The organism is Mesorhizobium sp. C268A (assembly GCF_040324475.1).
Classification (GTDB): Bacteria; Pseudomonadota; Alphaproteobacteria; order Rhizobiales; family Rhizobiaceae; genus Mesorhizobium.
Window position 1 is genome coordinate 24,947 of record NZ_JAMYVX010000003.1, and the last position, 23,540, is coordinate 48,486.

Genomic DNA, 23,540 nt, shown 5'->3' on the forward strand with positions numbered 1-23,540 from the left:
CGCATGAGCGACCGGCTGCGCCTCACCATCCTCGGCTGCGGCTCGTCACCCGGCACGCCGCGCATCACCGGCGATTGGGGCAATTGCGACCCGGCCAATCCGAAAAACGGGCGTACACGCTCAGCCGCGCTCGTCGAGCGGATAGCAGCCAATGGCGCCAGAACCACGGTCGTCATCGACACCGGGCCTGATTTCCGTGAGCAGATGCTGATGGCGGCCGTCCGGCGCATCGACGCCGTCGTCTATACGCATCCGCACGCCGACCACATCCACGGCATCGACGATCTGCGCGGCTACGTGCTGGAGCAGCGCCATTTGATCGATGTCCATGCCGACCAGCCGACCATGCTCAGGCTGCGCGAAGCGTTCGGCTATTGCTTCGAGACGCCGTTTGGCAGTTCCTATCCGCCGATCGTCAGGCCGCACATCATCGATCATGCAAGGGCGGTGACGATCGAAGGCGAGGGCGGTGCCCTCACCCTCGAGCCGCTGCCGCAGATCCATGGAGACATCATTTCGCTCGGCTTCCGCATCGGCGGGCTGGCCTACTGCCCCGATATAAGCGACTTCCCGGATGCCACCGCCGAGCGGCTGCGCGGCCTGGAAATGCTGGTCATCGATGCCTTGCAGTACCATACCCATCCCAGTCATCTGTCGCTCGGTCAGGCGCTTGGCTGGATTGAAAAACTGGCGCCGAAACAGGCCGTGCTGACGCATATGCATGTGCCGCTCGACTATGCCACGGTGAAGGCCGAGGTGCCGGCCAACGTCACTCCGGCCTATGACGGCATGGTGATCGAAATTCCTTTATGAGACAGCATGATACGAGCAGATCTTTATAAGGACGTTCGGTTCTTCGGCGCGAAGATCAGCAGCGTTCCTATCCGCTCATAGCCCATGCGGGGATAAAGCAGCGCTCCGGCACGCGTCGCCAACAGCATCGAGCACCGCGACCCATGCGCTTTGTCGTCATGCAGCATTTTGGCCATCAGCGCCTGGCCGATGCCTCTACGCCGGTGCGAAGGCTCGACAAACATTGCCGAGCACCATGTGGCGCCGACGGCGTCTATGCTGCGCACACGCCCGACGATGGCGTCGCCATCGAGCGCCACATACTGGCGAAACGGCGCATCGTCGCCGAGTTGATCGTCTGGAAGTGGCCGCCTGCGTATGACCTTTCCCAGTTGTGCAGCGCGTTCAGCCGTCCTCACGCGTTCGATAGAGACGATTGCTGGCGGGTCTGGAATTTGGCGCAGCGACTGGACGAAAAAGCCTTCCGTCCGCAGCAGCCGGTAGCCGAGCGCCTTGTAGGCAGTTCGCGTCGGTTCGTCCGGGCCGTCATTCGCGATCACGACCGAAACGGCAAAGCTTGGCCGCGCATGCTGCCGCACGATGGCATCGGCTTCCTCGGCGGCGACGTCATGGACGATCCATTCTTCGCCACGGTAGTCGCGTGCATTCTTGCGCTCGGCATCGCGCATCAGCCACAAGGGTCCGACGCGGCTGGCCACGTAGGGAAAGGAACGGCTCTTATCGGTACTGAAGCCGTGCACGAACACTTCGATCGCCGCTTCGATGTCACGCTTTCCTGTCGTCATCGACACAGCGTAGCGTTGGCCAACGGCTCAAGACAACACGCGTCGATCATGCCAAGCCCTATGAAAGTCCGCGTCCTTTCCCAGCTGCAGCCTGATGCATAAGTTCCATAATATATCTTATGCGACTTTCATATGTGGCTGCTGCTTCCATTAGGGGCGTGCCAATATACGCCCTGCTGACTGAGATGCAGGCCGGCGGCTCTGATTGCTTGGCGGGAGGAACGTTGACGAAGCAGTGGCGAAATGAGTTGGCGTGGTCTTCATTTCTCAAGGGATGGCGCCTTTCGCAAAGGCCTCGACTTCCTGCTCGACCGGCCCGCGCCGGGATAACGAACAGGAGCGTCATCCCGAAAAGCTTTCCAGGAGGCCGCTGAAGGCTGCTGCGATTGCAACAAGATGGAAGACGCCAAGGGCCAGCCATCTGGAGCCGCCGGCGCCCGCAACAAATGCCCCATAGGCAGGAAACTGCAGCGCAGCCAATCCGATGGAAAGGCCGGTGATCGTTGTGTTGGTCAACAGCGTTGCCAGCATGGGGACCGGATAGAGAAGTCGCGCCAGCCCATAGTCGCCATGCCCGGCTCCGGCCGAATAGAGCGCCAGGAAAAAGGTGACGGGCGTGATGCCGAGGCCGACAAGGAACCCTGCCCGCGAGGAGAATTTTGGCGACGTCATCTCGCCATGGCCATGGCGGCGGACGGGTCGCGGTCGTCAGGCGCGAGCTTGGACGAAGTGACAAGCAGCTTCTCCTGATCCGCCCGCGACTTCGGCTCGATCGCCATTTGCAGCAGAGGCCAGGGCGCGGCAGACTTTTCCATCATGACGCCATGGTTGCAGATTGATCGGATGGCCGCAACGAAGGGGTCTACGCCCGGCCGGCCGTCCCTTTCGCTTCCTGACTGTGGACGCGCGCCAGAAAATCGCGCACCAGCGGAAGCGCCTCATCGAAATGGGTTTCGAGCAACCAGTGGCCGGCGCCGCCGATGAGATGAAGTTCTGCTTCCGGCAAATCGCGCTGGTAGGCATGCGCCGATTGCGCCGGCATGTAACCATCCTCGGGACCCCAAACGATGAGCGTCGGAGGTTGGTGCTCGCGCAGAAAGCTCTGATAGCGGGGGAACCAGCCGAGGTTCGCCTCCAACTTCTCCATCAGGTTGACCGCGAGCCGCCGGCGGATCGGCGTGTCCATCAAAGGCCAGTGGAGTTTCCAAAGATCGGGAGGCACGCGCTCGGCTACAGCGTCATCCACCTCTCCGACAAACTCGTGCCGGAAGCCCTCCTCGCTTACCGCCTCTTCCAACGGCCGGTGCTTTTCGGGCGTCTTCTCATTCCAATAGGCTTTTATGGCGGCGTATTTCGGCCCGAGAACGTCCTCGTAGATGTCACCGTTCTGGATAATGAGTGCGGCGATGCGCTCGGGATGTGCGATGGCGTGGCGCAGTCCGATCTGAGAGCCATAATCGTGCAGCCAGAGAGCATAGCGCGACATGCCGAGCGCATCGGCGAAAGCTGTCAGAAACCCGGCATAGGCATCGAAATCATAGCCAAAAACCGACATTTCGGGCGTGGCGCTGTAGCCAAAGCCGGGAAAGTCCGGCGCGAATGTATGCCAGCGATCGGCAAGTGCCGGCATCAACCTTCGGAATTGATAAGACGAGCACGGATAGCCGTGCGGCAGCAGGAGGACGGGAGCATCAGGCGGGCCGTCTTCGCGATAGAAGATGCTGTTTCCGTCAACGTCGATCCGGCGATGTTGCAATTCTACCTCCTTGCTCAAAGCTTGCCCGCCACTTTGTTTACGGCGCTCCGGCAAGAAGGTTCCCTTGAAGTCAGGGCGTGACGGCTTCCGGCTCTCCATTGCCCGACAGGATCTGCAGCGTTCCGCGCGTGGCGTTGCGGAACGCATCGTCGAAACTGACGCCACGTACCTGCCAGCGATACTCCTTATCCTTGAAGCTGAGCCGCCAGTCGCCGACCCAGCCCAGCGCTTCCTGGCGCCATACCAAAGTGCCGGCAAGCAGGGCGTCCCCATCCAGCGTGTTGGCCACGTCGGCGAGCGCGACGTCGGACGGCCGAGGCAACTCCAGCGGCAAACCGGTCCGGTGCGCCGCGTCCGCCAGCGCAACGCGCATATCCGCCGCAAGCTCGCCGCCGCCATCGCGCACCAGCGTGAAGCCGTCGCCTTTCATCGGCCTTACATCCAGCAGTGCGACGATTTTTGGCCGCGGCACCGCCCACGGTTTGCGCCCGAGCGACGCCAGCAAGGCATCGATCTTGTCCGGGTCGAAATCGGCGGTGATGTAATGCGGCCGGTCGTGGGTGCCCTGCTCGTCATGCGGCGGGCGGTTGTTGAGCAGGTCGCGGTAGCCGACACCAGTGACATAGTCGGCCGCGTGCCGGCTCATGTCCGCAACACGCGGGTCGCCGATCAGCCGCGGGTCGCCGGAAACCTTGACCAGCACCTCTTCAAGGCACGGCGCCAGGCCCCACGCCCGGTTCTCCTCGCCAGTGCCGCTGGTCACCGATTGCGCGCGGTAGAGGCTGGCGCGGTCGATGTCGGCGGCAGCGACCGGAAAGACAATCAGCACAGCCAGCGCCGCTGCCACAAAGCCCAATTTCAAGCATCCAGGCACCCGCCGACCCTCCCGAAACGGTCCGGAACATCCGTTGGAGCCATACTCCTGATCATCAGGGAATTTCAAGGTGCCGCCCATCAAGGCGTATCGCCGACGATGCGCCAGTGTACGCCGTCCAGGCTCTCGGTGAGCGCCTCGAACACGTTTCGCGCCGTGAGTTCGCGAAGAACCTGTTCGTTGATGCCGCCGCGCGTCGCATAGTCCTGCGCCAGATGCATGAAGTCGGCATCCGGCGACATATCAGGAGCGCATCCCAAGGCTTTGAAAAGCGAGGCGATGTAATCGCGCCCCTTCCCTTCCTCCACGCCATTCCTCTTGAGCCAGCTGTTAATCGTATCGAGATATCTAAAGTAGCTGGCATAGGTTGCGGTGGCCACGCTCAACGCGTTGAATTCGGCTGGGTTCTCGACCTCGATCACTTTCCCCAGATTGCCGAACAAGGCAGCGACAGTGGCATCCGGCGGGCAGATGGTCGTTGCCCCCAGCCGGTGGGCGATCATCGGCATGGGCAGCGCTTTCGTCACCTGGTGCGCGGGTGCGGTCAAGCGGGCAATCTCCTCGCGCGGCAGCGTGGCGATCAAGCTGATGAGGTGATGCTCGCGCCGAAACCGCAAACCCGGCAGGACGTCATGCGCAATTTGCGGCCGGACAGCCAGCATGACCAGGTCGCATTGATCGAGAACCGCCTGATTGTCATCAGCGATACGCACATCCGGATAACGGGCTGCCAGCTCTGCGGCGATCTCTTCATTGCGCGGCGACAGCAGCACGGAGACGGAGTTATCCGCGACGGATTTGAGCCCGCTGACAATGGCCGCTGTAAGGGCACCCGTGCCGATGAAGCCAAGTTTCATCGCGCCTGTCTCTGGTTCATCGGTCACAGCGGCGCATGCTCGAGCCGTACCTGATAGCTCAGCACGCGCTTTTCACCGGGCGCGATCAGCATCACGCCCGGCTTGTCCGCGAACTCGCCATCGAAATCCACGGGGCTGGCAAGCCCGTGCCAGGGTTCGATGCACAGGAACGGAGCGCCGCCCGGCTTCGACCAGATGCCCAATTCCTTAAAACCCTGCCACGACATCTCGATCGCCGCACCGTTCGCGGCGGCATAGCGCACGCTGGTGCTGGCCGGCCGGTCGAGGATCACGGCGTCTGCCTCGAACAGCTGTTCGGAAAGCGCCAGCGTTTTGCCTTCGATAGGCGTCGGCCGCGGTGCAGCCAGCACCAGGCCATCCTTCAGCCGGCGGATCGGCGCCGGCTCGTCCTGGGCAAAGGTCAGGTGGTAGTCTGTCTTGGCGAGCCCCGGCTGCAATGGCCAATTGAAAGCCGGATGTGCACCGATGGAGGCTGGCAGCGTCTCGTCGCCGGTGTTGGCAATCTCGAAGCTCACACCAAGTTCGCGACGCTCGAGGGTGTAGGTGATGGCAAGGCGAAAGGCGAACGGATAGCGCGTGCGTGTATCGGCATCGTCGGTCAACACCAGCGTGCAGGATCGGGGGCTCGCGTCAGCCCACACAAATGGCTTGTCGCGGGCAAATCCGTGCTGCGTCAGGGGATAGACCCGGCCCCGATGGCGAAGCTGGTCCCCCTTCAGCCGGCCGACGATCGGAAACAGCACCGGCGAATGCCGCCGCCATTCCGGCCCGGCCTGCCACAAAAACTCCAGACCCTCGGCATTGCGCAAGGAGACGAGCTCGGCCCCCTGCCCGACAATGGTTGCCGAGATGCCGTCGCCCTGAAGCGTCACTTGTTCCATGCGTTCTCGCGGAAAGCTGCGTGCGAGCGGCAGGTTAGCAAAAGCCCGCATGGACTCAAGGGCGCAGCGACATCGCGCTGATAGAGGAGCGATGTCTCCACGCCAAAACGACAGTGGCCGGAGATTCTCCTCCGGCCACTGCGAGATCGAGATTGTTGCCTTGCTACGGTTCGACTATTCGCGTTCGCCGGTGAAGTTCAGCAGCAGCTGGAAGATGTTGACGAAGTTCAGGTAGAGCGACAGCGCGCCGAAGACGGCGAGCTTCTGCTGCGATTCCGCGTCGAAATTCTCAGCATACTGTTCCTTGATCGTCTGCGTGTCCCAGGCGGTCAGGCCAACGAACACCGCGATGCCGATCACCGAAATGGCGAACTGCAGCGCGGTCGAGCCGAGGAAGATGTTGACGACGCTGGCGATCACCACGCCGATCAGACCCATGATCAGGAACGACGAGAACTGGGTCAGGTCGCGCTTGGTCGTGTAGCCGTAGAGGCTGGTGGCGCCGAACATGGTGGCGGTGATGAAGAAGGTGCGCGCGATGCTGGTGCCGGTGAAGACCAGGAACACCGAAGCCAGCGACAGGCCCATCACCGCGCAGAAGGCCCAGAACATCAACTGGGCGCTCGCCGCCGACATCGTCTGCATCTTGAACGAAAACAACAGCACGAAGGCGAGCGGCGCCAGCATCACCACCCATTTCAGCGGGCTGGAAAAGATCGGCACGTAGAGGGCCGGCGTCGAGGACACCACCATGGCAACGATGCCGGTGACGACGAGGCCGATGCCCATATAATTGTAGACGCGCAGCATGTGGCTGCGCAGGCCCTCGTCATAGACGGCGCCGGCGCGCGCGCCAGTGCCCATGCGGTATCCGAGGTCAGGGGTATTCATTGCGGGTTCTCCTTATGTGGTCTCAGTAAAGCGTCTTGATCAGTAAAGTGTCCTGATCAGTAAAGTGTCTTGGCAAGCGTCTCGGCGGTGCGGTCGAGGTCGTGGACATCGCTGCGCGCGACGACCGCGTACGCGACCTCGCCGATCTGGAAATAGGCAGAGGAGATGTCGCCGGAGGGCGCGATGGCAGGCTTGACCACATCGAAGGTTCCGGGCCGGATCGCAAACAGCGAGACCAGCCCCATATCCTTCGTCTCCAGCGCCACCTCGACGCTCGGCCCGAAGCGCGACGGATAGATCTGGACGTCGCGGACCTTCCAGTCCTTGGGCAGCGATGGCATGACGATTGCGGTGGCGGCGCGGATTTCGTCGCCATTGTAGTTGGGCGCCTCCAGCTGCGAGGGCATCGCCTCGCGCATGAGCGTCGTCTTGTGCGCCCGGATCGCTTCTTCGACATAGGCGGGCGGCGGCGGCGAAGCCACGACCTTGGTCACCAGCAGCGGCCCGAAGAGGCCGTTCGCCAGCCAGCCGGCAGCGACAAAGATGGCGACCGCGGCCGCCCGCTGCAGCACGGCGAAGACGCGGCGACTGGCCAGCCCCCTGCCCAGCCGGCGCGCGACTTCAGTCGTCGCCGGCCGCGCCATGCCTGTGGAAGCAGCCAGCGCCAGGCGCAGTTCGTCGCGCGTCCTCAAGTCGGACATCACCCGCGCCGCAGCCTCCGGACGAGCCGACAGGAACGCCTCGACCTCGATGCGGCGCGCGACATCCAGCTGGTCGTCGACATAGGCGTCGAGATCGGTATCGGTCACCGGGTCCCGCAACAGGTCGGTCATGACGGGTCTCCCACGATCCTCAGATGGCTTTTGGCCGGCGAAGGTGCAGCGTTTTCCATCTCGCGCAGTGCTGCGCGCGCCCTGCCGATACGCGACATCAGCGTGCCCAGCGGCACCCCGCTGGCGTCGGCGGCCTGATGGTAGGAAAGGCCCTCGATGGCGACCAGATGCAGCGCCGAACGCTGCTCCTCCGGCAGACTGAAAAAGGCCTCGCGCACCTGCGCCAGTCGCACGGAATGTTCCTGCGGCGCCGGCGTGCTGGCATCGGTGAGATAGCCGGCCTGCTCGACACGCGCTGATTCCGACCGGCGCGAGCGCATCTTGTCGATGAAAGCGTTGTGGACGATCGACAGCAACCATGCCCGCAGATTGCCGCCCGAGCGGAATGTGTCGCGCCGCTCGTAGGCGCGCACCAGCGCATCGTGCACCAGATCCTCGGCGTCAGTGCCGTCGCGCGTCAGCGAGCGTGCGTAGCGCCTGAGCGAACCCAGCTGTCCGACAATATCGAAGCGTGGCATCGACCGTTTCATGCCCCGTTTACGAAACAGGCGGGGATCTTAATCCATCGCCACCAAAACTTTTTTGCGTCGCCACAATAGGCATCATGCAATCAGAAGTTCGCTGCGCACTTACCCATCTCCCGTGCGGCAGATGTTTGCTTTATGGATGAAGTCTAGCCTTATCCGTCTGTCCCAGGAGCAAAAGATGGCCAATGGTAGTCGTGTAACGGGTTTTGCAGCGTTGCCGATCGTCGGCAGGGTGTTCATCATCTTTGGCATTGTCGGACTGATCGCTTCCGGCGTGCTGGCCATCGTCGAGATGTACGGCCCTCGTACCGCTTCGGCGACAGGCAGGATTGTCGCAGCCGAATACAATCCCCGCATCGAGTTCTCGACCGCCGACGGCACCGTCATCCGCTTCAACAATGCCGTCCACAGCTCGTTCTGGGGTGATGGCGACAGCGTCCCTGTCGCTTACGACCCAACCAATCCGCAAAATGCCTCCGTCGACAGCTTCGCCGGACGCTGGTTCCTTGCCGGGCTGGCCGGCATGCTCGGCGGTTTCTCCCTGCTGACCGGCATCGGTCTCGCCGTGATTGGACGGGTGCTTATCCGGCGGATTGGAATGAACCCGTCGCCATAGCCGCCGACCCCTGCCGTACAGACAAAGCTTGGCGTAACGGTCCAGTACGCTAGCGGACTGGCGCAGATGGAAGCACTGGCGAAACGCGGCCGCTTTGCGTATTACTCCGCCGCCATTGGAGCCGTATTGATGTTCGAGACCCTGCAACCTGCCCCGGCTGACAAGATCATCGCCTTGATCGGCCTCTATCGCGCCGATCCGCGCCCCGGCAAGATCGATCTCGGCGTCGGCGTCTACAAGGACCGCGACGGCAGGACGCCGGTCATGCGCGCCCTGCGCGAGGCCGAGAAGCGGTTGCTGCAGGACCAGGACACCAAGACCTATCTCGGCCTTGCCGGCGACACCGGCTTCAACACGGCGATGGTCAAGCTGGCCTTCGGCCCCGCTGCCGACATGACGCGCATCCGCGCCGCGCAAGCGCCTGGCGGTTCCGGCGCGCTGCGGCTGGTGGCGGAGCTGTTGAAGCGGACCCGCCCCGACGCAACCGTCTGGCTGTCGGACCCGACATGGCCGAACCATCCGCCGGTGATGCGCGGGGCCGGCCTCAAGGTGCGCGATTATCCCTATTTCGATGCCGTTTCCGGCGCGGTGCGCTTCGACGAGATGCTGGCAACGCTTGGCGCAGCCGAGCCCGGCGATATCGTGCTGCTGCATGGCTGCTGCCATAACCCGACCGGCGCCAATCTCGATATCGCGCAATGGGCCAGCGTCACCGATCTTGTCGTCGAGCGCGGGCTGTTGCCCTTTGTCGACATTGCCTATCAGGGCTTTGGCGAAGGCCTGGACGCCGATGCGGCCGGCTTGCGCCTTCTCGCGGGCAAGGTGCCTGAAATGGTCGTTGCCTCGAGCTGCTCGAAGAACTTTGCCGTCTACCGCGACCGCGTCGGCGCGGCGATGATCCTGGCGAAGGATGGTGCGCAAGCCGATGTGGCGATGAGCCAGATGCTGGCGGCGGCGCGCGCCATGTATTCGATGCCGCCGGACCATGGCGCCGCCGCCGTGCGCATGGTGCTGGAAGATGATGGCCTTCGCGCCGACTGGGAGGCGGAGCTGGAGGAGATGCGGCTGCGCATGCTGAGGCTGCGCGTCCAGTTCGCCGACGCGCTGCGCCGGCAGTCCAACTCCGACCGCTTCGACTTCATCGCCAGCCATCGCGGCATGTTTTCCAGGCTTGGCCTGACCGAGGCGCAAGTCGAGCGGCTGCGTGCCGAGTATGGCGTCTACATGGTCGGCGACAGCCGCATCAACGTCGCCGGCCTGCCCGAGGACGGCATGGATGACCTCGCCAAGGCGGTTGTGTCGGTACTCGGCTGAAGCTCGCTGTGGACAATCTCCCCTCTCCGGCTGACGCCGTTGGCCGCACGACAGGCAGCGGGATAGCATTCGCCGCATGAAACCTTCGCGCGACATTTCCCGGCTGATCGAGATCATGGCGGCGCTCAGGGCGCCGAAGACCGGTTGTCCCTGGGACATCGAGCAGGATTTCTCGACCATCGCGCCCTATACGATCGAGGAAGCCTATGAGGTGGCCGACGCCATTGCGCGCGGCGATCTCGACGATCTGCGCGACGAATTAGGCGATCTCCTGCTGCAGGTCGTCTACCACGCGCAGATGGCTGAGGAAGCCGGCGATTTTGCCTTCGGTGATGTGGTCGAGGCCATCACCACCAAGATGATCCGGCGCCATCCGCATGTCTTCGGCGACGAGAAGGCGCGCAACGCCGGCATGGCAAAGGGCATGTGGGAAAAGATCAAGGCTGAGGAAAAGGCCGAAAAGCGAAGTGCGCGCCTCGCCCGCGGCCTCGACCCCGAAGACCATGGCAAGGGTTTCCTGGACAGCGTGCCCGTCGCCCTGCCCGCTTTGACTCGTGCGCTGAAGCTGCAGGAAAAGGCAGCGCGTGTCGGTTTCGACTGGAGCGAGGCAGCACCCATCCTCGACAAGATCGAGGAAGAGATCGGCGAGCTGCGCGAGGCACTGGCTAAGGGCGAAACGGCTGAGATCAAGGACGAATTCGGCGACATGCTGTTTGCCGTCGTCAATCTGGGGCGTCACCTCAAGCTCGATTCGGAAGCGGCGCTTAGCGGCACCAACGAAAAGTTCCGCTCGCGCTTCCACTATGTCGAGCGCGCGATCGATGCATCGGGAAGCACGCTCGAAAAAGCCACGCTGGACGAGATGGAAGTGCTCTGGCAGCAGGCCAAGGGCGTGAAATAATCAGGCTTACTGCCTGTTTTTGCGGTGCAATCGGCTTTCGATCTCTTGCCGGGCGGTGTGCGTGGCCTTGAGTGCGATGGTCGCGCTGCCATCCTCATTGTCTACCCGCGAAACGACGTCGCCATTGCGGTATAGCCAGTCGACAAGGCCGAACTGCGGCGGTTCGATCGTCACCGTCAATTCCTCGAGTTCGCCCGACATCCTGGTCTCGATCAGCGCCTTCAGCGCATCGATGCCTTCGCCGGTGACCGCCGAGATGGCGATCGGCGGCGCCTTGTTGGCGTCAGTGCCGTCGGCGAGCAGGCGCTCCCGGTTGCCGTCGTCGAGAAGGTCGACCTTGTTCCACACCTCGATGACCCGGTTCGCATCGCCAGCGTCGACACCGAGATCGGCAAGGATGCGCTCGACGTCCTCGGCCTGGGCGGCCGTATCCGGATCTGAGATATCACGCAAATGGATGACCAGATCGGCCTCGACGACCTCTTCCAGCGTGGCGCGGAAGGCGGCGACCAGATGCGTCGGCAGGTCCGAAATGAAGCCGACTGTGTCCGACAGGATGATCGGCGTGCCGTGCGGCAGGCGCACGCGGCGCAGCGTCGGGTCGAGCGTTGCAAACAGCATGTCTTCGGCCAGCACGTCGGCCCCGGTCAGCCGGTTGAACAGCGTCGACTTTCCGGCATTGGTGTAGCCGACAATCGCCACCACCGGGAACGGCACCTTCTTGCGCTTGGCGCGGTGCAGGTCGCGGGTGCGGCGCACCGTTTCCAGCTCATGCTTGAGCTTGATGATTTTTTCCTGCAGCTGCCGCCGGTCCGACTCGATCTGGGTTTCGCCGGGGCCGCCGAGGAAGCCGGCTCCGCCGCGCTGGCGTTCAAGGTGGGTCCAGCTCCGCACCAGACGGCCCTTCTGGTAGTTGAGATGGGCAAGTTCGACCTGCAGCGTGCCCTCCTTGGTCCGCGCGCGCTCGCCAAAAATCTCCAGGATCAATCCGGTGCGGTCGAGCACCTTGGCATTCATTTCTTTTTCGAGATTGCGCTGCTGCACCGGCGTCAGCGGATGGTCGACGATGACCACCTCCGCGTGACCCTCTTTGACGATCTCGGCGAATTCCGCGACCTTGCCGCTGCCGAGCAAGGTTGCCGGGCGTGGATCGTTGACGGTGACCACCGCCGTGTGGATCAGATCCAGGTTGATGGCGCGGGCAAGGCCGACCGCTTCGTCGTGGCGCGCATCCGCCGAACGCGTCAGCCGTGGACGGTTCGTTTCGTCATCGTTGCGCTGATGCCGGGTAAGCACCGGCACAATGACAACCGCCCGGGTCGGACCTGTGGCTTCCGTCCCGGAATTATGTGCTGGTTTCGCGCGGACGCCGCGGTCCGCGTCTTTTTCACGTGCCAATCAGGCGCCCTGGCTTTCCTCGCCATCGAACATCTGAACCGGCTGGCTCGGCATGATCGTGGAAATGGCATGCTTGTAGACGAGCTGGGAGTGGCCGTCACGGCGCAGCAGAACACAAAAATTGTCGAAGGAAGTGACCACGCCGGTCAGCTTGACGCCGTTGATGAGAAAGATGGTGAGTGGATTTTTGCTCTTGCGAACAGAATTCAGGAACAGGTCCTGAAGGTTTTGCGATCGTTCCGCCATTGTTCTTGTCTTTCGCCGATCCCCTTCGGTTTGCAGGCTAATGCGCCAAATTAGCGGGCACATGTCAAGCTTGCAAACACCCCCTTGCCGTCAGTAACGACAAGCAGAACGAGATATATTGATGTGCAGTCCGTCTGTGCGGTTATCAGGCTGGACTTTTTTCCGCAACGTCAAAAAAGGCTTGCCGCAATGAAAGTGTTATCGAACCGGGGTGCCCATTGGCGACCGCGGCACCGTCGATTGCCACGACCGGCATGGCGATTGTCGTTGCCGAACTGATGAAAGCTTCTCGCGCCGCCTTGGCTTCAGTGACTGAAAAACCGCGCTCCTCGATCGTCAACCCGAGCTTTGCCGCCACTTCGAACATGGTCGTGCGGGTGATGCCGCGCAGGATGCCATGCTCCGCCGGCCGGGTGACCAGAACGCCGTCCCTTGTAACGATCCAGGCGTTGGACGAGCCGCCCTCCTTGACGTTGCCATCGGTGTCGACGAACCAGGCCTCCTGGGCGCCGGCCTCCTTGGCCTTCTGCTTGGCCAGTACGTTGGGCAGCAGGCCGGTGCTCTTGATGTCGACCCGGTCCCAACGGTTTTCCGGCACGGTGATGACCTTGATGCCCGCCTCGGCTCGCTTGGCGGCCGCCGCCGGGTCGGCCTTTCTGGCCGTAATCACCAGCGATGACGGTGTATCGGCGGGGAAAACGAAGTCGCGGCTGGCAACACCGCGCGTAACCTGGACATAGACCAGGCCGTTGACGACGTGGTTGCGCCGGACGATTTCGCGCAGAAGAAGCGGCAGCACACCCTTGGTGACCGGCCAGTCGATCGACAATTCGCTAAGGGAGCGGCTCAGCCGGGCAAGATGGCGCGGCATGTCGACGATAAAGCCCTGCGCCACCTCGCAGACCTCGTAGACGCCGTCGGCGAATTGATAGCCGCGATCCTCGATATGCACGGCAGCGTCGGCATGGGCGACATAGCGCCCGTTCACATAGGCAATGCGCGGCATGGGTGATCCCTCAGAAAAGTCCCGGTTTTTCTATGCGATTCCGCCGCTGCCGTAACCGGCAATTGAATGGGCCACAGCCCGCTGGACCAACAACAACGGGGGTCAGACCCCCAGCGACTTCAGTTTCCGGTGCAGAGCCGAGCGCTCCATGCCAATGAATTCGGCCGTCTTCGAGATGTTGCCGCCGAAACGGTTGATCTGGGCGATCAGATAGTCCTTCTCGAACTGTTCGCGCGCCTCGCGCAGCGGCAGCGCCATGATGTGCTGGTCGGACTGGTTCGGCGTGCGCGGCATGACATCGCCGATCTCCGACGGCAACAGGTCGGCGGTGATCGGCGCATCGATATCGTCGCCACGCGCCAGGATCATCAGCCGTTCGACATTGTTGCGCAGCTGGCGGACATTGCCCGGCCAGTTGTGCGCCTGCAGCACGGCAAGCGCATCGTCGCCGATGCGGCGCGGCTTGATGCCGGCCTGGCGAGCGATCTGCTTCATGAAATTGTCGACGAGATAGGGAATGTCCTCTCGCCGCTCGGCCAGGCCCGGCACCATGACCGGAACCACCGCCAGGCGGTGATAGAGGTCTTCGCGAAAACGGCCGTCGGCGATCATCGCCTCCAGGTTCTGCGAGGTCGAGGAGATGATGCGGACGTCGACCTTGACCCGCTTGGTGCCGCCGACCCGCTCGAACTGCTGTTCGACCAGCACGCGCAAAATCTTGTTCTGCGTCTCGCGCGGCATGTCGGCCACTTCGTCGATGTAGAGAATGCCGCGGTGCGCCTCTTCAAGCGCGCCGACCTTGCGCTCGGTGCCGTTCGATTCGGTACCGAACAGCTCGATCTCCATGCGCTCGGGCGTGATGTTGGCCGCGCTCAGCGTCACGAACGGCGCGCCCTTGCGCGTCGACAGCGTGTGGATGGCGCGCGCGGCGAGCTCCTTGCCCGAGCCGGACGGACCGATGATCATGACGCGGCTGTTGGTCGGCGCCACGCGCTCGATGGTCTGGCGCAGCTGGCTCATCGCCGACGACATGCCGATCAGGTCGAAAGTTTCGCCGCTGCGCTGCTTGAGGTCGGACACCTCGCGCCGCAATTTCGAGGTTTCGAGCGCCCGCTCGGCGATCAGGATCAGCCTGTCGGCCTTGAACGGCTTCTCGATGAAATCATAGGCGCCGCGGCGGATGGCCGACACCGCTGTCTCGATATTGCCGTGGCCGGAGATCATCACCACCGGCAGGCTCGGATGCATCGTCTTGATCTCGTCGAGCAGCGCCAGCCCGTCGAGGCGCGAGCCCTGCAACCAGATGTCGAGGAAAATCAGCCGCGGCGCCCGGTCGGCGATTGCCGCGAGCGCGCTGTCGGCATCGAATGCCGTGCGGGTTTCATGCCCTTCGTCGCTCAATATGCCCGCGACGAGTTCACGGATGTCTTCCTCGTCATCGACGATGAGAATATCAGACGCCATTACCGACCTTTTCAGTTTCTCGTTCGTGTTCCGTTTCGCCTTGACCGCGTGGCGGCGCGGTTGCGGCAGCTGGCGGCAGGATGATCGAGATCATCGCGCCGCGTCCACCGTGGAAGTCCGCAGGCGCATCGTGCAATTCAAGCCGCCCGCCATGGTCCTCCACGATCTTCTTGACGATGGCGAGACCAAGCCCGGTGCCCTTCTCGCGCGTCGTCATATAGGGCTCGAGCAGCCTCTGGCGATTCTCGCGCGGCAGCCCTTTGCCATTGTCGATGACGTCGATTCGTATGGCGCCATTCTGCCGGGCAGCTTGAATCCGGATTATGCCGTGCGAACCGTCCTTTTGTTCCAGCCCGTCAATCGCCTCGGCCGCGTTCTTGATGACGTTGCCGAAAGCCTGCGCCATCAATCGGCTATCGAACGTGCCCTTGAGCGGCTCGTTGCCGAACACGCGTTCGAAAGCAATGTCGGCGCGACTGACTTCGACCAGGAACGACGCCTCGCGCAGCGATTCACGCAGATCGATGGCTTTCATCTCGGGCTTGGGCATGCGGGCGAAAGCCGAGAACTCGTCGACCATGCGGCCGATATCCTCGACCTGCCGGATGATCGTGTCGGTGCACTGGTCGAAAATCTCGCGGTCCTCGGTGATGACCTTGCCGAAGCGTCGCTTGATGCGCTCGGCCGAGAGCTGGATCGGCGTCAGCGGGTTCTTGATTTCATGTGCGATACGCCGCGCCACATCCGCCCAGGCAGACGAGCGCTGTGCCTGGACCAGATCGGTGATGTCGTCGACCGTCACGACGTAGGATTTCTCCTCCTCGCCGTCGTCGCCGGCCTCGATGGTGATCTGCACGTTGAAGGTACGCTCGGCGCCGGTGCGATAGAAGGTGACCTGCTCGCGATAGACCGGCTTGCCGGATTTGCGGCCGATCTCGAAGACACGGCCGACATGCGGCAGCACGGCGGACAGGTTCTGCCCCAGCGCCGCCGTGGCCGATATGGCCAGCATCGTTTCGGCCGATTTGTTGACGATGGAGACGATGCCGTAGGGATCGACGCCGATGACGCCGGCGGTGACGCCGGCCAGCACCGCTTCCGAGAAACGACGCCGTTCGTCGATCAAATCCTTGGCCGACAGGATCTCGTTGCGCTGCGATTTAAGCTCCAGCAGCATCTTGTTGAACGTATCGCCAAGCGAGGCGACATCGCCGTCGGAAGGCCGTACCGGAACGGCGACATCGAGATTGCCGGTCGCAACCTCGTCAGCCGCGCCGATGAGCTGACGGATGGGCCGCACCAGACGGTCGGCGACCGCTATGCCGGTCCAGATGGCCGACAGGATGATGATCAGCGTCAGCGACAGATAGGGCAGCGCGAACGCCACCTGCGACGTCCGCCTGTTGTCTTCCAGGCCGCGATATTCGGCGGTGTTGGACTGGACGATCGCCCTCGCCTTGATCACTTCGGGGTCGACCAGGCGATTGGTGTAGAGGTAGAGGCCTTCGATCTCCCGCAGCTTGATGATGGCGCCCATGATGTTGCGCGTCTTCGGCTCGATCAGCACCGGCTTGCCGTCGGCCGCACTTGCCACCGCGCCCTCAGGCGGTGCCGGCATGGCGAAGTCCGCATCGGTCTGGGCACTCACGACAAAGGAGCCGTCTTCCCTGACCAGCGCCGCATGCACCAGGCTTCTGCCGACGGCTTCCTTGTTCATCAGGTCGAGAAAGCCGGTTCGATCGAGGCCGTAAAGCGTGCGCGACGCATCGAGATCGTAGGCCATCGACAGCGTCGTGCCCTGAAGATTGCGAGCGTTTTCCTGCACATAGGCGTCGGCGATCGACAGCGACGAGTTGACGATCGCCTTGGTGCGGATCTCGAACCAGCGGTCGAGGCCGATATCGAGCGTGATCGAGGCGATGATGGCCACCATGATGGCGGGGATGGCCGCGACCAGCGCAAACATCGTCACGATGCGCACATGCAGCCGCGACGCCGCCTTGCCGTGCCGGCGCGCCATGGTGATGCGATGCACCTCGCGGCCGACGAGGGCAATCAGCGCCAGCACAAATAAGGCATTGGCCGCAATCAGCGTCAGCGTTGTGTTTGCGTCTGGCGTGATCGGCGTGGCGCCGACAAGAATCGCAAACGAGATTGCCGCCGTAACCAGCGCGCCGGCAATTGCCACAACGCCGGGCAACGCAAGCAGCCGCCGTCCATCCCTCTGGCCGGGTCTGCTGAAAAGCGGTTCGTTTGATGTCAGAGCTTGCGAAGCCATGTCGCCGTCTAAGAGCCAGTGATTGCGTCGGATGTATGCAACGCATTGTGGCGATTATGCAACAAGTGTGGCCGTGACGGAAATCTTTCGGCCGCCGATCCCCTGAAAAGGGGACGACCTCGCGTCACTTCGGGCGCCAGGCGCTCATGATCTCGACGATTTGTAGACGTTGACGCCCAGCTCGCGAATCTTCTTGCGCAGCGTGTTGCGATTCAAGCCGAGCAATTCGGCCGCCTTGATCTGGTTGCCGCGCGTTGCCGTCATGGAAGCGAGCACCAGCGGATATTCGACCTCGGACAAGATGCGTTGATAGAGACCTGCCGGCGGCAAATCACCGGCAAAAGAGGCGAAATAGCGCTGCAGGAAGTGCTCCACCGCCTGGCCGATGGACAGATCGTCCGGGATCAAATTGCCGCCGCCGGGAACGACCGGCCTTTCGCCTGTCTTCAGTTCGGCCTCGATGATCTCGGCTGATATTTCGTCCTGCGAATAGAGCGCCGCAAGCCGGCGCACCAGGTTTTCCAGCTCGCGCACGTTTCCCGGCCACGGATAGCGCTTCATCAATTCGATGCCGCCGGTCGAAATGCGCTTGGTCTGCAAGCCTTCGCTGGCGCCGATCTTGAAGAAATGCCGCACCAGATCGGGAATGTCTTCCGATCTCTCACGCAAACCCGGCAGCCGAAGCGGCACGACGTTCAGGCGATAGAACAGATCCTCGCGGAAAAGCCCCTGGTTGATCAGCGTGCGCAGATCCTTGTTGGTGGCGGCGACGATGCGCACATCGGTCTTGATCGGCGTGCGCCCGCCGACAGTGGTGTATTCGCCTTGCTGCAGCACGCGCAGCAGCCGCGTCTGCGCCTCCATCGGCATGTCGCCGATCTCGTCGAGGAACAGCGTGCCGCCCTCGGCCTGCTCGAAGCGGCCTGTCGAGCGGTTCTGTGCGCCGGTGAAGGCACCCTTCTCATGACCGAACAGTTCCGATTCGATGAGGTCGCGCGGGATTGCCGCCATGTTGATGGCGACGAACGGACCGCCTCGGCGGCGGCCATATTCGTGCAGCGCGCGCGCTACCAATTCCTTGCCGGTGCCGGACTCGCCCGAGATCATCACCGTCAGATCCGTCTGCATCATGCGCGCCAGCATGCGGTAGATGTCCTGCATGGCGGCCGAGCGGCCGACCAGCGGCATGGCGTCAGGCTGTTCTTCCGGTCGCGTATCGATCTTCGGTCGGCGCGGCTCTGACAGCGCACGATTGACGATGTTGAGCAGCTCGGTCAGGTCGAACGGCTTCGGCAGATATTCATAAGCACCTGTTTCGGAAGCACGAATCGCCGTCATGAAAGTGTTTTGCGCGCTCATCACGATGACCGGCAGCTCGGGCCGCGCCTTCTTGATGCGCGGCAGCATGTCGAAGGCGTTCTCGTCCGGCATGACAACGTCGGTGATCACCAGATCGCCCTCGCCCGCCGCCACCCAGCGCCACAGCGTCGAGGCGTTGGAGGTCACGCGCACCTCATGGCCGACGCGCGACAGCGCCTGATTGAGCACGGTGCGGATGGCCGCATCGTCGTCGGCGACGAGAATATTGCCGCGAACCGTCATTTGCGGTCTCCTTCGCCTTCATCATCGGCAGTGTCGATGGGTGTTTCTTTCCAGGCCGGCATCAGGATTCGGAAGGTGGTGCCGCGCGGCGTCGAATCGCATTCGATGATGCCGCCATGCTCGCCGACGATTTTCGCCACCAGCGCCAGGCCGAGCCCCGAGCCGTTCGGCTTGGTGGTGATGAACGGATCGAACAGGATCGGCAGAATGTCTTCCGAAACGCCGGACCCATTGTCGCGCACGCAGAATTCAAGCGGCAGCGACACGCGGTCCTGGGTTCCGGGAACGGACACGCGGATGCCCGGCCTGAACGCGGTCGACAGCACGATCTCCCCCTGTGGGTCGCCGCCGATGGCCTCGGCGGCGTTCTTGACCAGGTTGAGGAACACCTGGATCAGTTGGTCGCGGTTGGCGAAAACCGGAGGCAATGATGGATCATAGTCCTCCATTATCCTGACTCTCTTGGCAAAACCGTTCTTCGCGATTGCCTTCACATGGTCCAGCACGACATGGATGTTGACGGGATAGCGGTCAATCGGCCGCTCGTCGGAAAACACTTCCATGCGGTCGACCAGGGAGACGATACGATCGGTCTCGTCAGTGATGAGGCGGGTCAGCGCGCGATCCTCGTCGGACGCCGAGAGTTCGAGCAGCTGTGCGGCGCCACGAATGCCGGACAGCGGGTTCTTGATCTCATGCGCCAGCATGGCGGCAAGGCCGGTGACCGAACGCGCGGCACCCCTGTGTGTCATCTGCCGGTCGATCTTGTCGGCCATCGAGCGTTCTTGGAACATCACCACGATCGAGCCTGGGAATTCCGGCACCGGCGCGACATAGAGATCGACGACCTTCTCGATGCCGAGACGCGGCGACGACACGTCGACACGGTATTCGTTGACCGGCGCACGGCGCTCGCGCACCTGGTCGACCAGCTGCAGCAACGGGCTGCCGAACGGGATCAGCTTGGACAGTGTGTTGCGGGCAAGCATGTTGGCACTTGAACGGAAGAAGTCTTCCGCATCGGCATTGGCGTAGGTGATGAACCCGTCCGGATCGACCATGATGACCGGACGGCGGATGGTGTTCAGCACGATACTGGCGGCATCCGCCATGTCGGAGCTCGGTGTGACGGTGGCGTTCATGCGGCGCTCCGCAAGGGCGTGGCTTCGCCGGAAAACACCTCATGCAGCAAGGCAATGACGCGGGCGGGTTCGAAAGAGGTGAGGATGGCTTTCCGCCGCTCATCGGAAACGCCAGCAGAGTGGCGGTCGAGATACCAGCCGAGATGCTTGCGCGCCTGGCGCAAGCCGCTTTCGACGCCGTAAAGCGTCAGCATGTCTTCGTAGTGGGAAACGATGTAGTCCGCCATGGCTTGCGGGCTTTCCGGCACGCCGGAGGGGGCGTCGCCCGCAGCCGTTGCCGCGATGTGGCCCGCCGTCCATGGCGCGCCATAATGCGCGCGGCCGATCATCACCGCGTCGGCGCCCGACTGTTCAAGGATTTCGGCGGCCTCCGCGGGCGAGCCCACATCGCCGTTGGCGACCACCGGGATCGAGACGGCGTCCTTGATGCGGGCGATGGCGCCCCAATCGGCCTTGCCTTGATAAAACTGGCAGCGCGTGCGCCCATGCACGGTCACCATTTTAACACCGGCCTCTTCGGCGCGGCGCGCCAAAACGGGTGCATTGAGCGCATTGTCGTCCCAGCCGAGCCGCATCTTGACCGTGACCGGCACCTGGACCGCGCGGATCACCGCTTCGATCAGCGACAGCGCGTGGTCGAGATCGCGCATCAGCGCCGAGCCGGCATAGCCGCCGGTCACCTTCTTGGCCGGGCAGCCCATATTGATGTCGATGATGTCGGCGCCCTCGCCGGCAGCGATGCGCGCGCCCTCGGCCATGTGCTCGGCCTCGCGGCCGGCAAGCTGGACCATATGGACGGGCAGCCCGGAATGACGGATGCGCAGGTCGCAGCCGGCCCTGCCCTTGGCAAGCTCGCCGCTCGCCACCATTTCCGACACGACCAGGCCCGCGCCATGCGCGTAGGTGCGCTGCCGGAACGGCTCGTCCGTTATTCCCGACATGGGCGCGAGGAAGACGCGGTTGCGGATCGTCACGCCGCCAATGTCGAGCGGCGAAGCCAATTTTGTCACTTCAGGCATGCACAAAAACCAAGCATATCGGATTGCTGCACATTCTCTAGCCATAAGAAAGGCATTGTGCAACGCGCAATGACGTCACATTGCGGCGCATTTGGGAAAATGCTGGCCTTCGCCATAAGCCGCGACTAAGCCTCTCGGCATGACAGACGCAAGCGAAAAACCGGCCGAGGCGACGACCGACAAGGTCGGCGTGGTCATCGTTGCAGCCGGCCGCGGCGCGCGTGCCGGACAGGCCGACGGGCCGAAGCAATATCAGCGCATCGGCGGCCGTGCCGTTATCGCGCGCACGCTGGAGACTTTCCTGGCGCATCCCGAAATTGGTCCCGTCGTCGTCGCGATCCATGCCGATGACCACGCGCTTTTTGACAAGGCAGCGGGCGTATATGCCGAGCGGGTTACCGCCGTGGTCGGTGGCGAGTCGCGCCAGGCCTCGGTCCGGCTCGGCCTGCTGGCGCTGAGGGAACGTACGCCCGGCCGTGTCCTTGTCCATGACGCGGTGCGGCCGTTTGTCGACACGGCCCTGATCGACCGTATCATCGCCGCCATTGGCGAGCGCCAGGGCGCGCTGCCCGCTTTGCCCGTCGCCGATACGCTGAAGCGCGAGTCGGCCACCGGCATGATCGAGGAGACGGTGCCAAGGGCCGGCCTTCATGCCGCGCAGACGCCGCAAGGCTTTCCGTTCTGGCCGTTGCTCGCCGCGCACGAAAAAGCCCATCATCTCGGCAAGACGGATTTCACCGACGATGCCGCGATCGCCGAATGGGCGCATATTCCGGTGAAAATCGTTCAGGGGTCGCCGGACAACGTCAAACTGACCTGGGCAAGGGATATTGCGATGGCGGATCAGCGGCTTACTGGCGAGCGTTTTCCAGACATTCGCACCGGCAATGGCTATGACGTGCACGCCTTCGAGGCAGGCGACCATGTCACTCTGTGCGGCGTCGCCATTCCGCACGGCAAGAAGCTTTCGGGACATTCGGATGCCGATGTCGGCCTGCACGCGCTGACCGATGCGCTGCTCGCCACTTGCGGCGCCGGCGACATCGGCACGCATTTCCCGCCTTCCGATCCGCAATGGAAGGGCGCGGCGTCGAAGATCTTCGTCGAGCATGCGGCCAGGTTGGTGCGCGAACGCGGCGGCCGCATCGCCAATGCCGACATCACGCTGATCTGCGAGGCTCCGCGCGTCGGCCCGCATCGCGAGGCCATGACCAACGCGTTGTCGGCGATGCTGGGCATTTCCAGCGATCGCATCTCCATCAAGGCGACTACCAACGAAAAACTCGGCTTTGTCGGCCGCGAGGAAGGCATCGCCGCCATCGCCACAGCCAGTGTCGTCTTCCCCGGGGAGGTTCCCGCATGAACAACAGCGATCTTGCCAACGCCCTGCTCCAGGTCTGCCAGCAGCGCGGCATCATGCTGGCGACGGCCGAGAGCTGCACCGGCGGCATGATCATCTCGGCACTGACCGACATTGCCGGCTCGTCCGCTGTCGTCGATCGCGGCCTCATCACCTATTCCGATGAAGCAAAGATGGAGATGCTCGGCGTCTCGCCCGCCACACTCGAGGCGCATGGCGCCGTCTCGCGCGAAACGGTTCTGGAGATGGCGGCGGGCGCTCTGGCGCGCTCGCGCGCCGGGCTGGCGCTTGCCGTCACCGGCATTGCCGGCCCAGGCGGCGGTTCGCCGGAAAAACCGGTCGGCCTCGTCTGGTTCGGAGTTGCCCTAAGACGTGGGCCGGTGGCTGCCGAGCTCAATATGTTTGCCGACAATGGCCGCGACTTCATCCGCCGCGAGACGGTCAAGCATGCGCTGGAGATCGGGCTGCGCGCGCTCGGCGACACTCATGAGATGGGCGTCGTTCCGTAGATGACGTCCGCACGTTTTTCGAAGGCTTCGGAAAACATGCGGAAGGCGCGATCGAACATGGTGCCCATCACCACGCCGAGGATGCGGCTCTTGAACTCGTAGTCGATGAAGAAGCGGACGTTGCAGCCGCCGCCGTCGGCCGGCTCGAAGCGCCAGATATTGCTGAGATATTTGAACGGTCCATCGATGTATTTGACATCGATTGTGTTCTCGTCCGGCTTCAAAAGCACCTGCGTCGTAAAGGTCTCGCGGATCGCCTTGTAGCCGATGCTCATATCGGCGAGGAGAATGGTGCGGCCGTCACGCTCCTTGCGCGAGCGCACCGTCAGCGCCTCGCAAAGCGGCAGAAATTGCGGATAGGTCTCGATATCGGCGACCAGAGCAAACATCTGCTCCGGCGTGTGGGCAACGCGGCGTGTGGCTTCGAATTTCGGCATTGAAGCAGGA

At 63.0% G+C, this 23,540-nt stretch carries 25 protein-coding genes; 6 read left to right on the forward strand and 19 right to left on the reverse strand.

Annotation, left to right across the window (positions count from 1 at the left end; genetic code table 11):
* Window positions 1–3 precede the first annotated feature (3 nt).
* Window positions 4–813 carry an MBL fold metallo-hydrolase gene (locus NKL06_RS26940; RefSeq protein ID WP_023691294.1) on the forward strand — a complete coding sequence of 270 codons (810 nt, stop codon included), beginning with the start codon at window positions 4–6 and terminating at the stop codon, window positions 811–813.
* Window positions 814–836: 23 nt separating this feature from the next.
* Here the strand turns inward: NKL06_RS26940 and NKL06_RS26945 are convergent, their stop codons facing one another.
* The 10 genes from NKL06_RS26945 to NKL06_RS26990 form a co-directional block, all read right to left on the reverse strand.
* On the reverse strand, window positions 837–1,598 hold the full coding sequence (locus tag NKL06_RS26945; RefSeq protein WP_023691293.1) for a GNAT family N-acetyltransferase: 762 nt from the start codon (window positions 1,596–1,598) through the stop codon (window positions 837–839).
* 342 nt (window positions 1,599–1,940) lie between these two features.
* On the reverse strand, window positions 1,941–2,270 hold the full coding sequence (locus NKL06_RS26950; protein WP_023691292.1) for a hypothetical protein: 330 nt from the start codon (window positions 2,268–2,270) through the stop codon (window positions 1,941–1,943).
* A complete protein-coding gene (locus NKL06_RS26955; RefSeq protein WP_155927151.1) occupies window positions 2,267–2,413 on the reverse strand; it encodes a hypothetical protein in 147 nt (48 codons plus the stop codon). The genes NKL06_RS26950 and NKL06_RS26955 overlap by 4 nt, the downstream gene beginning before the upstream one ends.
* Window positions 2,414–2,460: 47 nt before the next feature.
* Window positions 2,461–3,372: an alpha/beta fold hydrolase gene (locus NKL06_RS26960; protein ID WP_031208114.1), complete on the reverse strand. Its 912-nt coding sequence runs from the start codon at window positions 3,370–3,372 to the stop codon at window positions 2,461–2,463.
* 52 nt (window positions 3,373–3,424) lie between these two features.
* Window positions 3,425–4,309, reverse strand: coding sequence for a DUF8605 domain-containing protein (locus NKL06_RS26965; RefSeq protein WP_081725383.1), 885 nt, complete (start codon window positions 4,307–4,309; stop codon window positions 3,425–3,427).
* Window positions 4,309–5,085: a pyrroline-5-carboxylate reductase gene (locus tag NKL06_RS26970; protein ID WP_023691288.1), complete on the reverse strand. Its 777-nt coding sequence runs from the start codon at window positions 5,083–5,085 to the stop codon at window positions 4,309–4,311. The genes NKL06_RS26965 and NKL06_RS26970 overlap by 1 nt, the downstream gene beginning before the upstream one ends.
* Window positions 5,086–5,108: 23 nt before the next feature.
* Complete coding sequence (locus NKL06_RS26975) at window positions 5,109–5,987, reverse strand: aldose 1-epimerase family protein (RefSeq protein ID WP_023668938.1); 879 nt, start codon at window positions 5,985–5,987, stop codon at window positions 5,109–5,111.
* Between the two features lie 174 nt (window positions 5,988–6,161).
* Window positions 6,162–6,878, reverse strand: a complete 717-nt coding sequence (locus NKL06_RS26980; RefSeq protein WP_023668937.1) for a Bax inhibitor-1/YccA family protein — start codon at window positions 6,876–6,878, stop codon at window positions 6,162–6,164.
* Between the two features lie 56 nt (window positions 6,879–6,934).
* Entirely contained in the window at window positions 6,935–7,711 is a 777-nt protein-coding gene (locus NKL06_RS26985; protein ID WP_023691287.1) for an anti-sigma factor family protein, read from the reverse strand.
* Window positions 7,708–8,241 (reverse strand): sigma-70 family RNA polymerase sigma factor, encoded by a 534-nt coding sequence (locus tag NKL06_RS26990; protein ID WP_023691286.1) that lies wholly within the window; start codon window positions 8,239–8,241, stop codon window positions 7,708–7,710. The genes NKL06_RS26985 and NKL06_RS26990 overlap by 4 nt, the downstream gene beginning before the upstream one ends.
* A 175-nt stretch (window positions 8,242–8,416) precedes the next feature.
* On the opposite strand from NKL06_RS26990, the gene NKL06_RS26995 reads away from it, so the two are divergent.
* The 3 genes from NKL06_RS26995 (at window position 8,417) to mazG (ending at window position 11,069) form a co-directional block, all read left to right on the forward strand.
* Window positions 8,417–8,854: a DUF3592 domain-containing protein gene (locus NKL06_RS26995; protein WP_023706554.1), complete on the forward strand. Its 438-nt coding sequence runs from the start codon at window positions 8,417–8,419 to the stop codon at window positions 8,852–8,854.
* Between the two features lie 129 nt (window positions 8,855–8,983).
* Window positions 8,984–10,168, forward strand: coding sequence for an amino acid aminotransferase (locus NKL06_RS27000; protein WP_023691284.1), 1,185 nt, complete (start codon window positions 8,984–8,986; stop codon window positions 10,166–10,168).
* A 76-nt stretch (window positions 10,169–10,244) separates the two neighbouring features.
* A complete protein-coding gene (gene mazG, locus NKL06_RS27005) occupies window positions 10,245–11,069 on the forward strand; it encodes a nucleoside triphosphate pyrophosphohydrolase (RefSeq protein WP_023691283.1) in 825 nt (274 codons plus the stop codon).
* Window positions 11,070–11,075: 6 nt separating this feature from the next.
* Here mazG and hflX read toward each other — a convergent pair whose 3' ends face one another.
* The 8 genes from hflX to dusB form a co-directional block, all read right to left on the reverse strand.
* Entirely contained in the window at window positions 11,076–12,467 is a 1,392-nt protein-coding gene (hflX, locus tag NKL06_RS27010; protein WP_023691282.1) for a GTPase HflX, read from the reverse strand.
* Window positions 12,468–12,713 (reverse strand): RNA chaperone Hfq, encoded by a 246-nt coding sequence (hfq, locus tag NKL06_RS27015; protein WP_006202172.1) that lies wholly within the window; start codon window positions 12,711–12,713, stop codon window positions 12,468–12,470.
* Window positions 12,714–12,858: 145 nt separating this feature from the next.
* Complete coding sequence (locus NKL06_RS27020) at window positions 12,859–13,719, reverse strand: D-amino-acid transaminase (RefSeq protein WP_023668930.1); 861 nt, start codon at window positions 13,717–13,719, stop codon at window positions 12,859–12,861.
* A 102-nt stretch (window positions 13,720–13,821) separates the two neighbouring features.
* Entirely contained in the window at window positions 13,822–15,183 is a 1,362-nt protein-coding gene (gene ntrX, locus NKL06_RS27025) for a nitrogen assimilation response regulator NtrX (RefSeq protein WP_023668929.1), read from the reverse strand.
* On the reverse strand, window positions 15,173–17,461 hold the full coding sequence (locus tag NKL06_RS27030; protein WP_023688460.1) for a sensor histidine kinase NtrY-like: 2,289 nt from the start codon (window positions 17,459–17,461) through the stop codon (window positions 15,173–15,175). The genes ntrX and NKL06_RS27030 overlap by 11 nt, the downstream gene beginning before the upstream one ends.
* Before the next feature lie 144 nt (window positions 17,462–17,605).
* The gene (ntrC, locus tag NKL06_RS27035) at window positions 17,606–19,063 is read right to left on the reverse strand and encodes a nitrogen regulation protein NR(I) (protein ID WP_023691281.1); all 1,458 of its coding nucleotides are present in this window, start codon (window positions 19,061–19,063) and stop codon (window positions 17,606–17,608) included.
* Window positions 19,060–20,205, reverse strand: coding sequence for a two-component system sensor histidine kinase NtrB (locus tag NKL06_RS27040; protein WP_023691280.1), 1,146 nt, complete (start codon window positions 20,203–20,205; stop codon window positions 19,060–19,062). Before NKL06_RS27040 ends, ntrC begins: the two co-directional genes overlap by 4 nt.
* Window positions 20,202–21,224, reverse strand: a complete 1,023-nt coding sequence (gene dusB / locus NKL06_RS27045; RefSeq protein ID WP_023691279.1) for a tRNA dihydrouridine synthase DusB — start codon at window positions 21,222–21,224, stop codon at window positions 20,202–20,204. Before dusB ends, NKL06_RS27040 begins: the two co-directional genes overlap by 4 nt.
* A 139-nt stretch (window positions 21,225–21,363) precedes the next feature.
* Between dusB and NKL06_RS27050 the strand changes: the two genes are divergently transcribed.
* Both NKL06_RS27050 and NKL06_RS27055 read left to right on the forward strand, forming a co-directional pair.
* Entirely contained in the window at window positions 21,364–22,587 is a 1,224-nt protein-coding gene (locus NKL06_RS27050) for a bifunctional 2-C-methyl-D-erythritol 4-phosphate cytidylyltransferase/2-C-methyl-D-erythritol 2,4-cyclodiphosphate synthase (protein ID WP_023682550.1), read from the forward strand.
* Window positions 22,584–23,093, forward strand: coding sequence for a CinA family protein (locus NKL06_RS27055; protein ID WP_023682551.1), 510 nt, complete (start codon window positions 22,584–22,586; stop codon window positions 23,091–23,093). Before NKL06_RS27050 ends, NKL06_RS27055 begins: the two co-directional genes overlap by 4 nt.
* On the opposite strand, the gene NKL06_RS27060 is transcribed toward NKL06_RS27055, so the two are convergent.
* Window positions 23,069–23,530: a type II toxin-antitoxin system RatA family toxin gene (locus NKL06_RS27060; RefSeq protein WP_023682552.1), complete on the reverse strand. Its 462-nt coding sequence runs from the start codon at window positions 23,528–23,530 to the stop codon at window positions 23,069–23,071. The two genes, NKL06_RS27055 and NKL06_RS27060, sit on opposite strands and share 25 nt — an antisense overlap.
* Window positions 23,531–23,540 lie beyond the last annotated feature (10 nt).

Excerpts from the sequence above, each read along its gene's own strand:
- NKL06_RS26945 (WP_023691293.1), bottom strand. The coding sequence starts at position 1,598 with ATGACGACAGGAAAGCGTGACATCGAAGCGGCGATCGAAGTGTTCGTG.
- NKL06_RS26970 (WP_023691288.1), bottom strand. The coding sequence starts at position 5,085 with ATGAAACTTGGCTTCATCGGCACGGGTGCCCTTACAGCGGCCATTGTC.
- dusB (WP_023691279.1), bottom strand. The coding sequence starts at position 21,224 with ATGCCTGAAGTGACAAAATTGGCTTCGCCGCTCGACATTGGCGGCGTG.
- ntrX (WP_023668929.1), bottom strand. The coding sequence starts at position 15,183 with ATGGCGTCTGATATTCTCATCGTCGATGACGAGGAAGACATCCGTGAA.
- NKL06_RS27020 (WP_023668930.1), bottom strand. The coding sequence starts at position 13,719 with ATGCCGCGCATTGCCTATGTGAACGGGCGCTATGTCGCCCATGCCGAC.
- NKL06_RS26985 (WP_023691287.1), bottom strand. The coding sequence starts at position 7,711 with ATGACCGACCTGTTGCGGGACCCGGTGACCGATACCGATCTCGACGCC.
- NKL06_RS26965 (WP_081725383.1), bottom strand. The coding sequence starts at position 4,309 with ATGGGCGGCACCTTGAAATTCCCTGATGATCAGGAGTATGGCTCCAAC.
- NKL06_RS27030 (WP_023688460.1), bottom strand. The coding sequence starts at position 17,461 with ATGGCTTCGCAAGCTCTGACATCAAACGAACCGCTTTTCAGCAGACCC.
- NKL06_RS27040 (WP_023691280.1), bottom strand. The coding sequence starts at position 20,205 with ATGAACGCCACCGTCACACCGAGCTCCGACATGGCGGATGCCGCCAGT.
- NKL06_RS27060 (WP_023682552.1), bottom strand. The coding sequence starts at position 23,530 with ATGCCGAAATTCGAAGCCACACGCCGCGTTGCCCACACGCCGGAGCAG.
- NKL06_RS26980 (WP_023668937.1), bottom strand. The coding sequence starts at position 6,878 with ATGAATACCCCTGACCTCGGATACCGCATGGGCACTGGCGCGCGCGCC.
- NKL06_RS27000 (WP_023691284.1), top strand. The coding sequence starts at position 8,984 with ATGTTCGAGACCCTGCAACCTGCCCCGGCTGACAAGATCATCGCCTTG.
- NKL06_RS26955 (WP_155927151.1), bottom strand. The coding sequence starts at position 2,413 with ATGGAAAAGTCTGCCGCGCCCTGGCCTCTGCTGCAAATGGCGATCGAG.
- mazG (WP_023691283.1), top strand. The coding sequence starts at position 10,245 with ATGAAACCTTCGCGCGACATTTCCCGGCTGATCGAGATCATGGCGGCG.
- ntrC (WP_023691281.1), bottom strand. The coding sequence starts at position 19,063 with ATGACGGTTCGCGGCAATATTCTCGTCGCCGACGACGATGCGGCCATC.
- NKL06_RS26975 (WP_023668938.1), bottom strand. The coding sequence starts at position 5,987 with ATGGAACAAGTGACGCTTCAGGGCGACGGCATCTCGGCAACCATTGTC.
- NKL06_RS27055 (WP_023682551.1), top strand. The coding sequence starts at position 22,584 with ATGAACAACAGCGATCTTGCCAACGCCCTGCTCCAGGTCTGCCAGCAG.
- NKL06_RS26995 (WP_023706554.1), top strand. The coding sequence starts at position 8,417 with ATGGCCAATGGTAGTCGTGTAACGGGTTTTGCAGCGTTGCCGATCGTC.
- hfq (WP_006202172.1), bottom strand. The coding sequence starts at position 12,713 with ATGGCGGAACGATCGCAAAACCTTCAGGACCTGTTCCTGAATTCTGTT.
- NKL06_RS26940 (WP_023691294.1), top strand. The coding sequence starts at position 4 with ATGAGCGACCGGCTGCGCCTCACCATCCTCGGCTGCGGCTCGTCACCC.
- NKL06_RS26990 (WP_023691286.1), bottom strand. The coding sequence starts at position 8,241 with ATGAAACGGTCGATGCCACGCTTCGATATTGTCGGACAGCTGGGTTCG.
- NKL06_RS26950 (WP_023691292.1), bottom strand. The coding sequence starts at position 2,270 with ATGACGTCGCCAAAATTCTCCTCGCGGGCAGGGTTCCTTGTCGGCCTC.
- NKL06_RS27050 (WP_023682550.1), top strand. The coding sequence starts at position 21,364 with ATGACAGACGCAAGCGAAAAACCGGCCGAGGCGACGACCGACAAGGTC.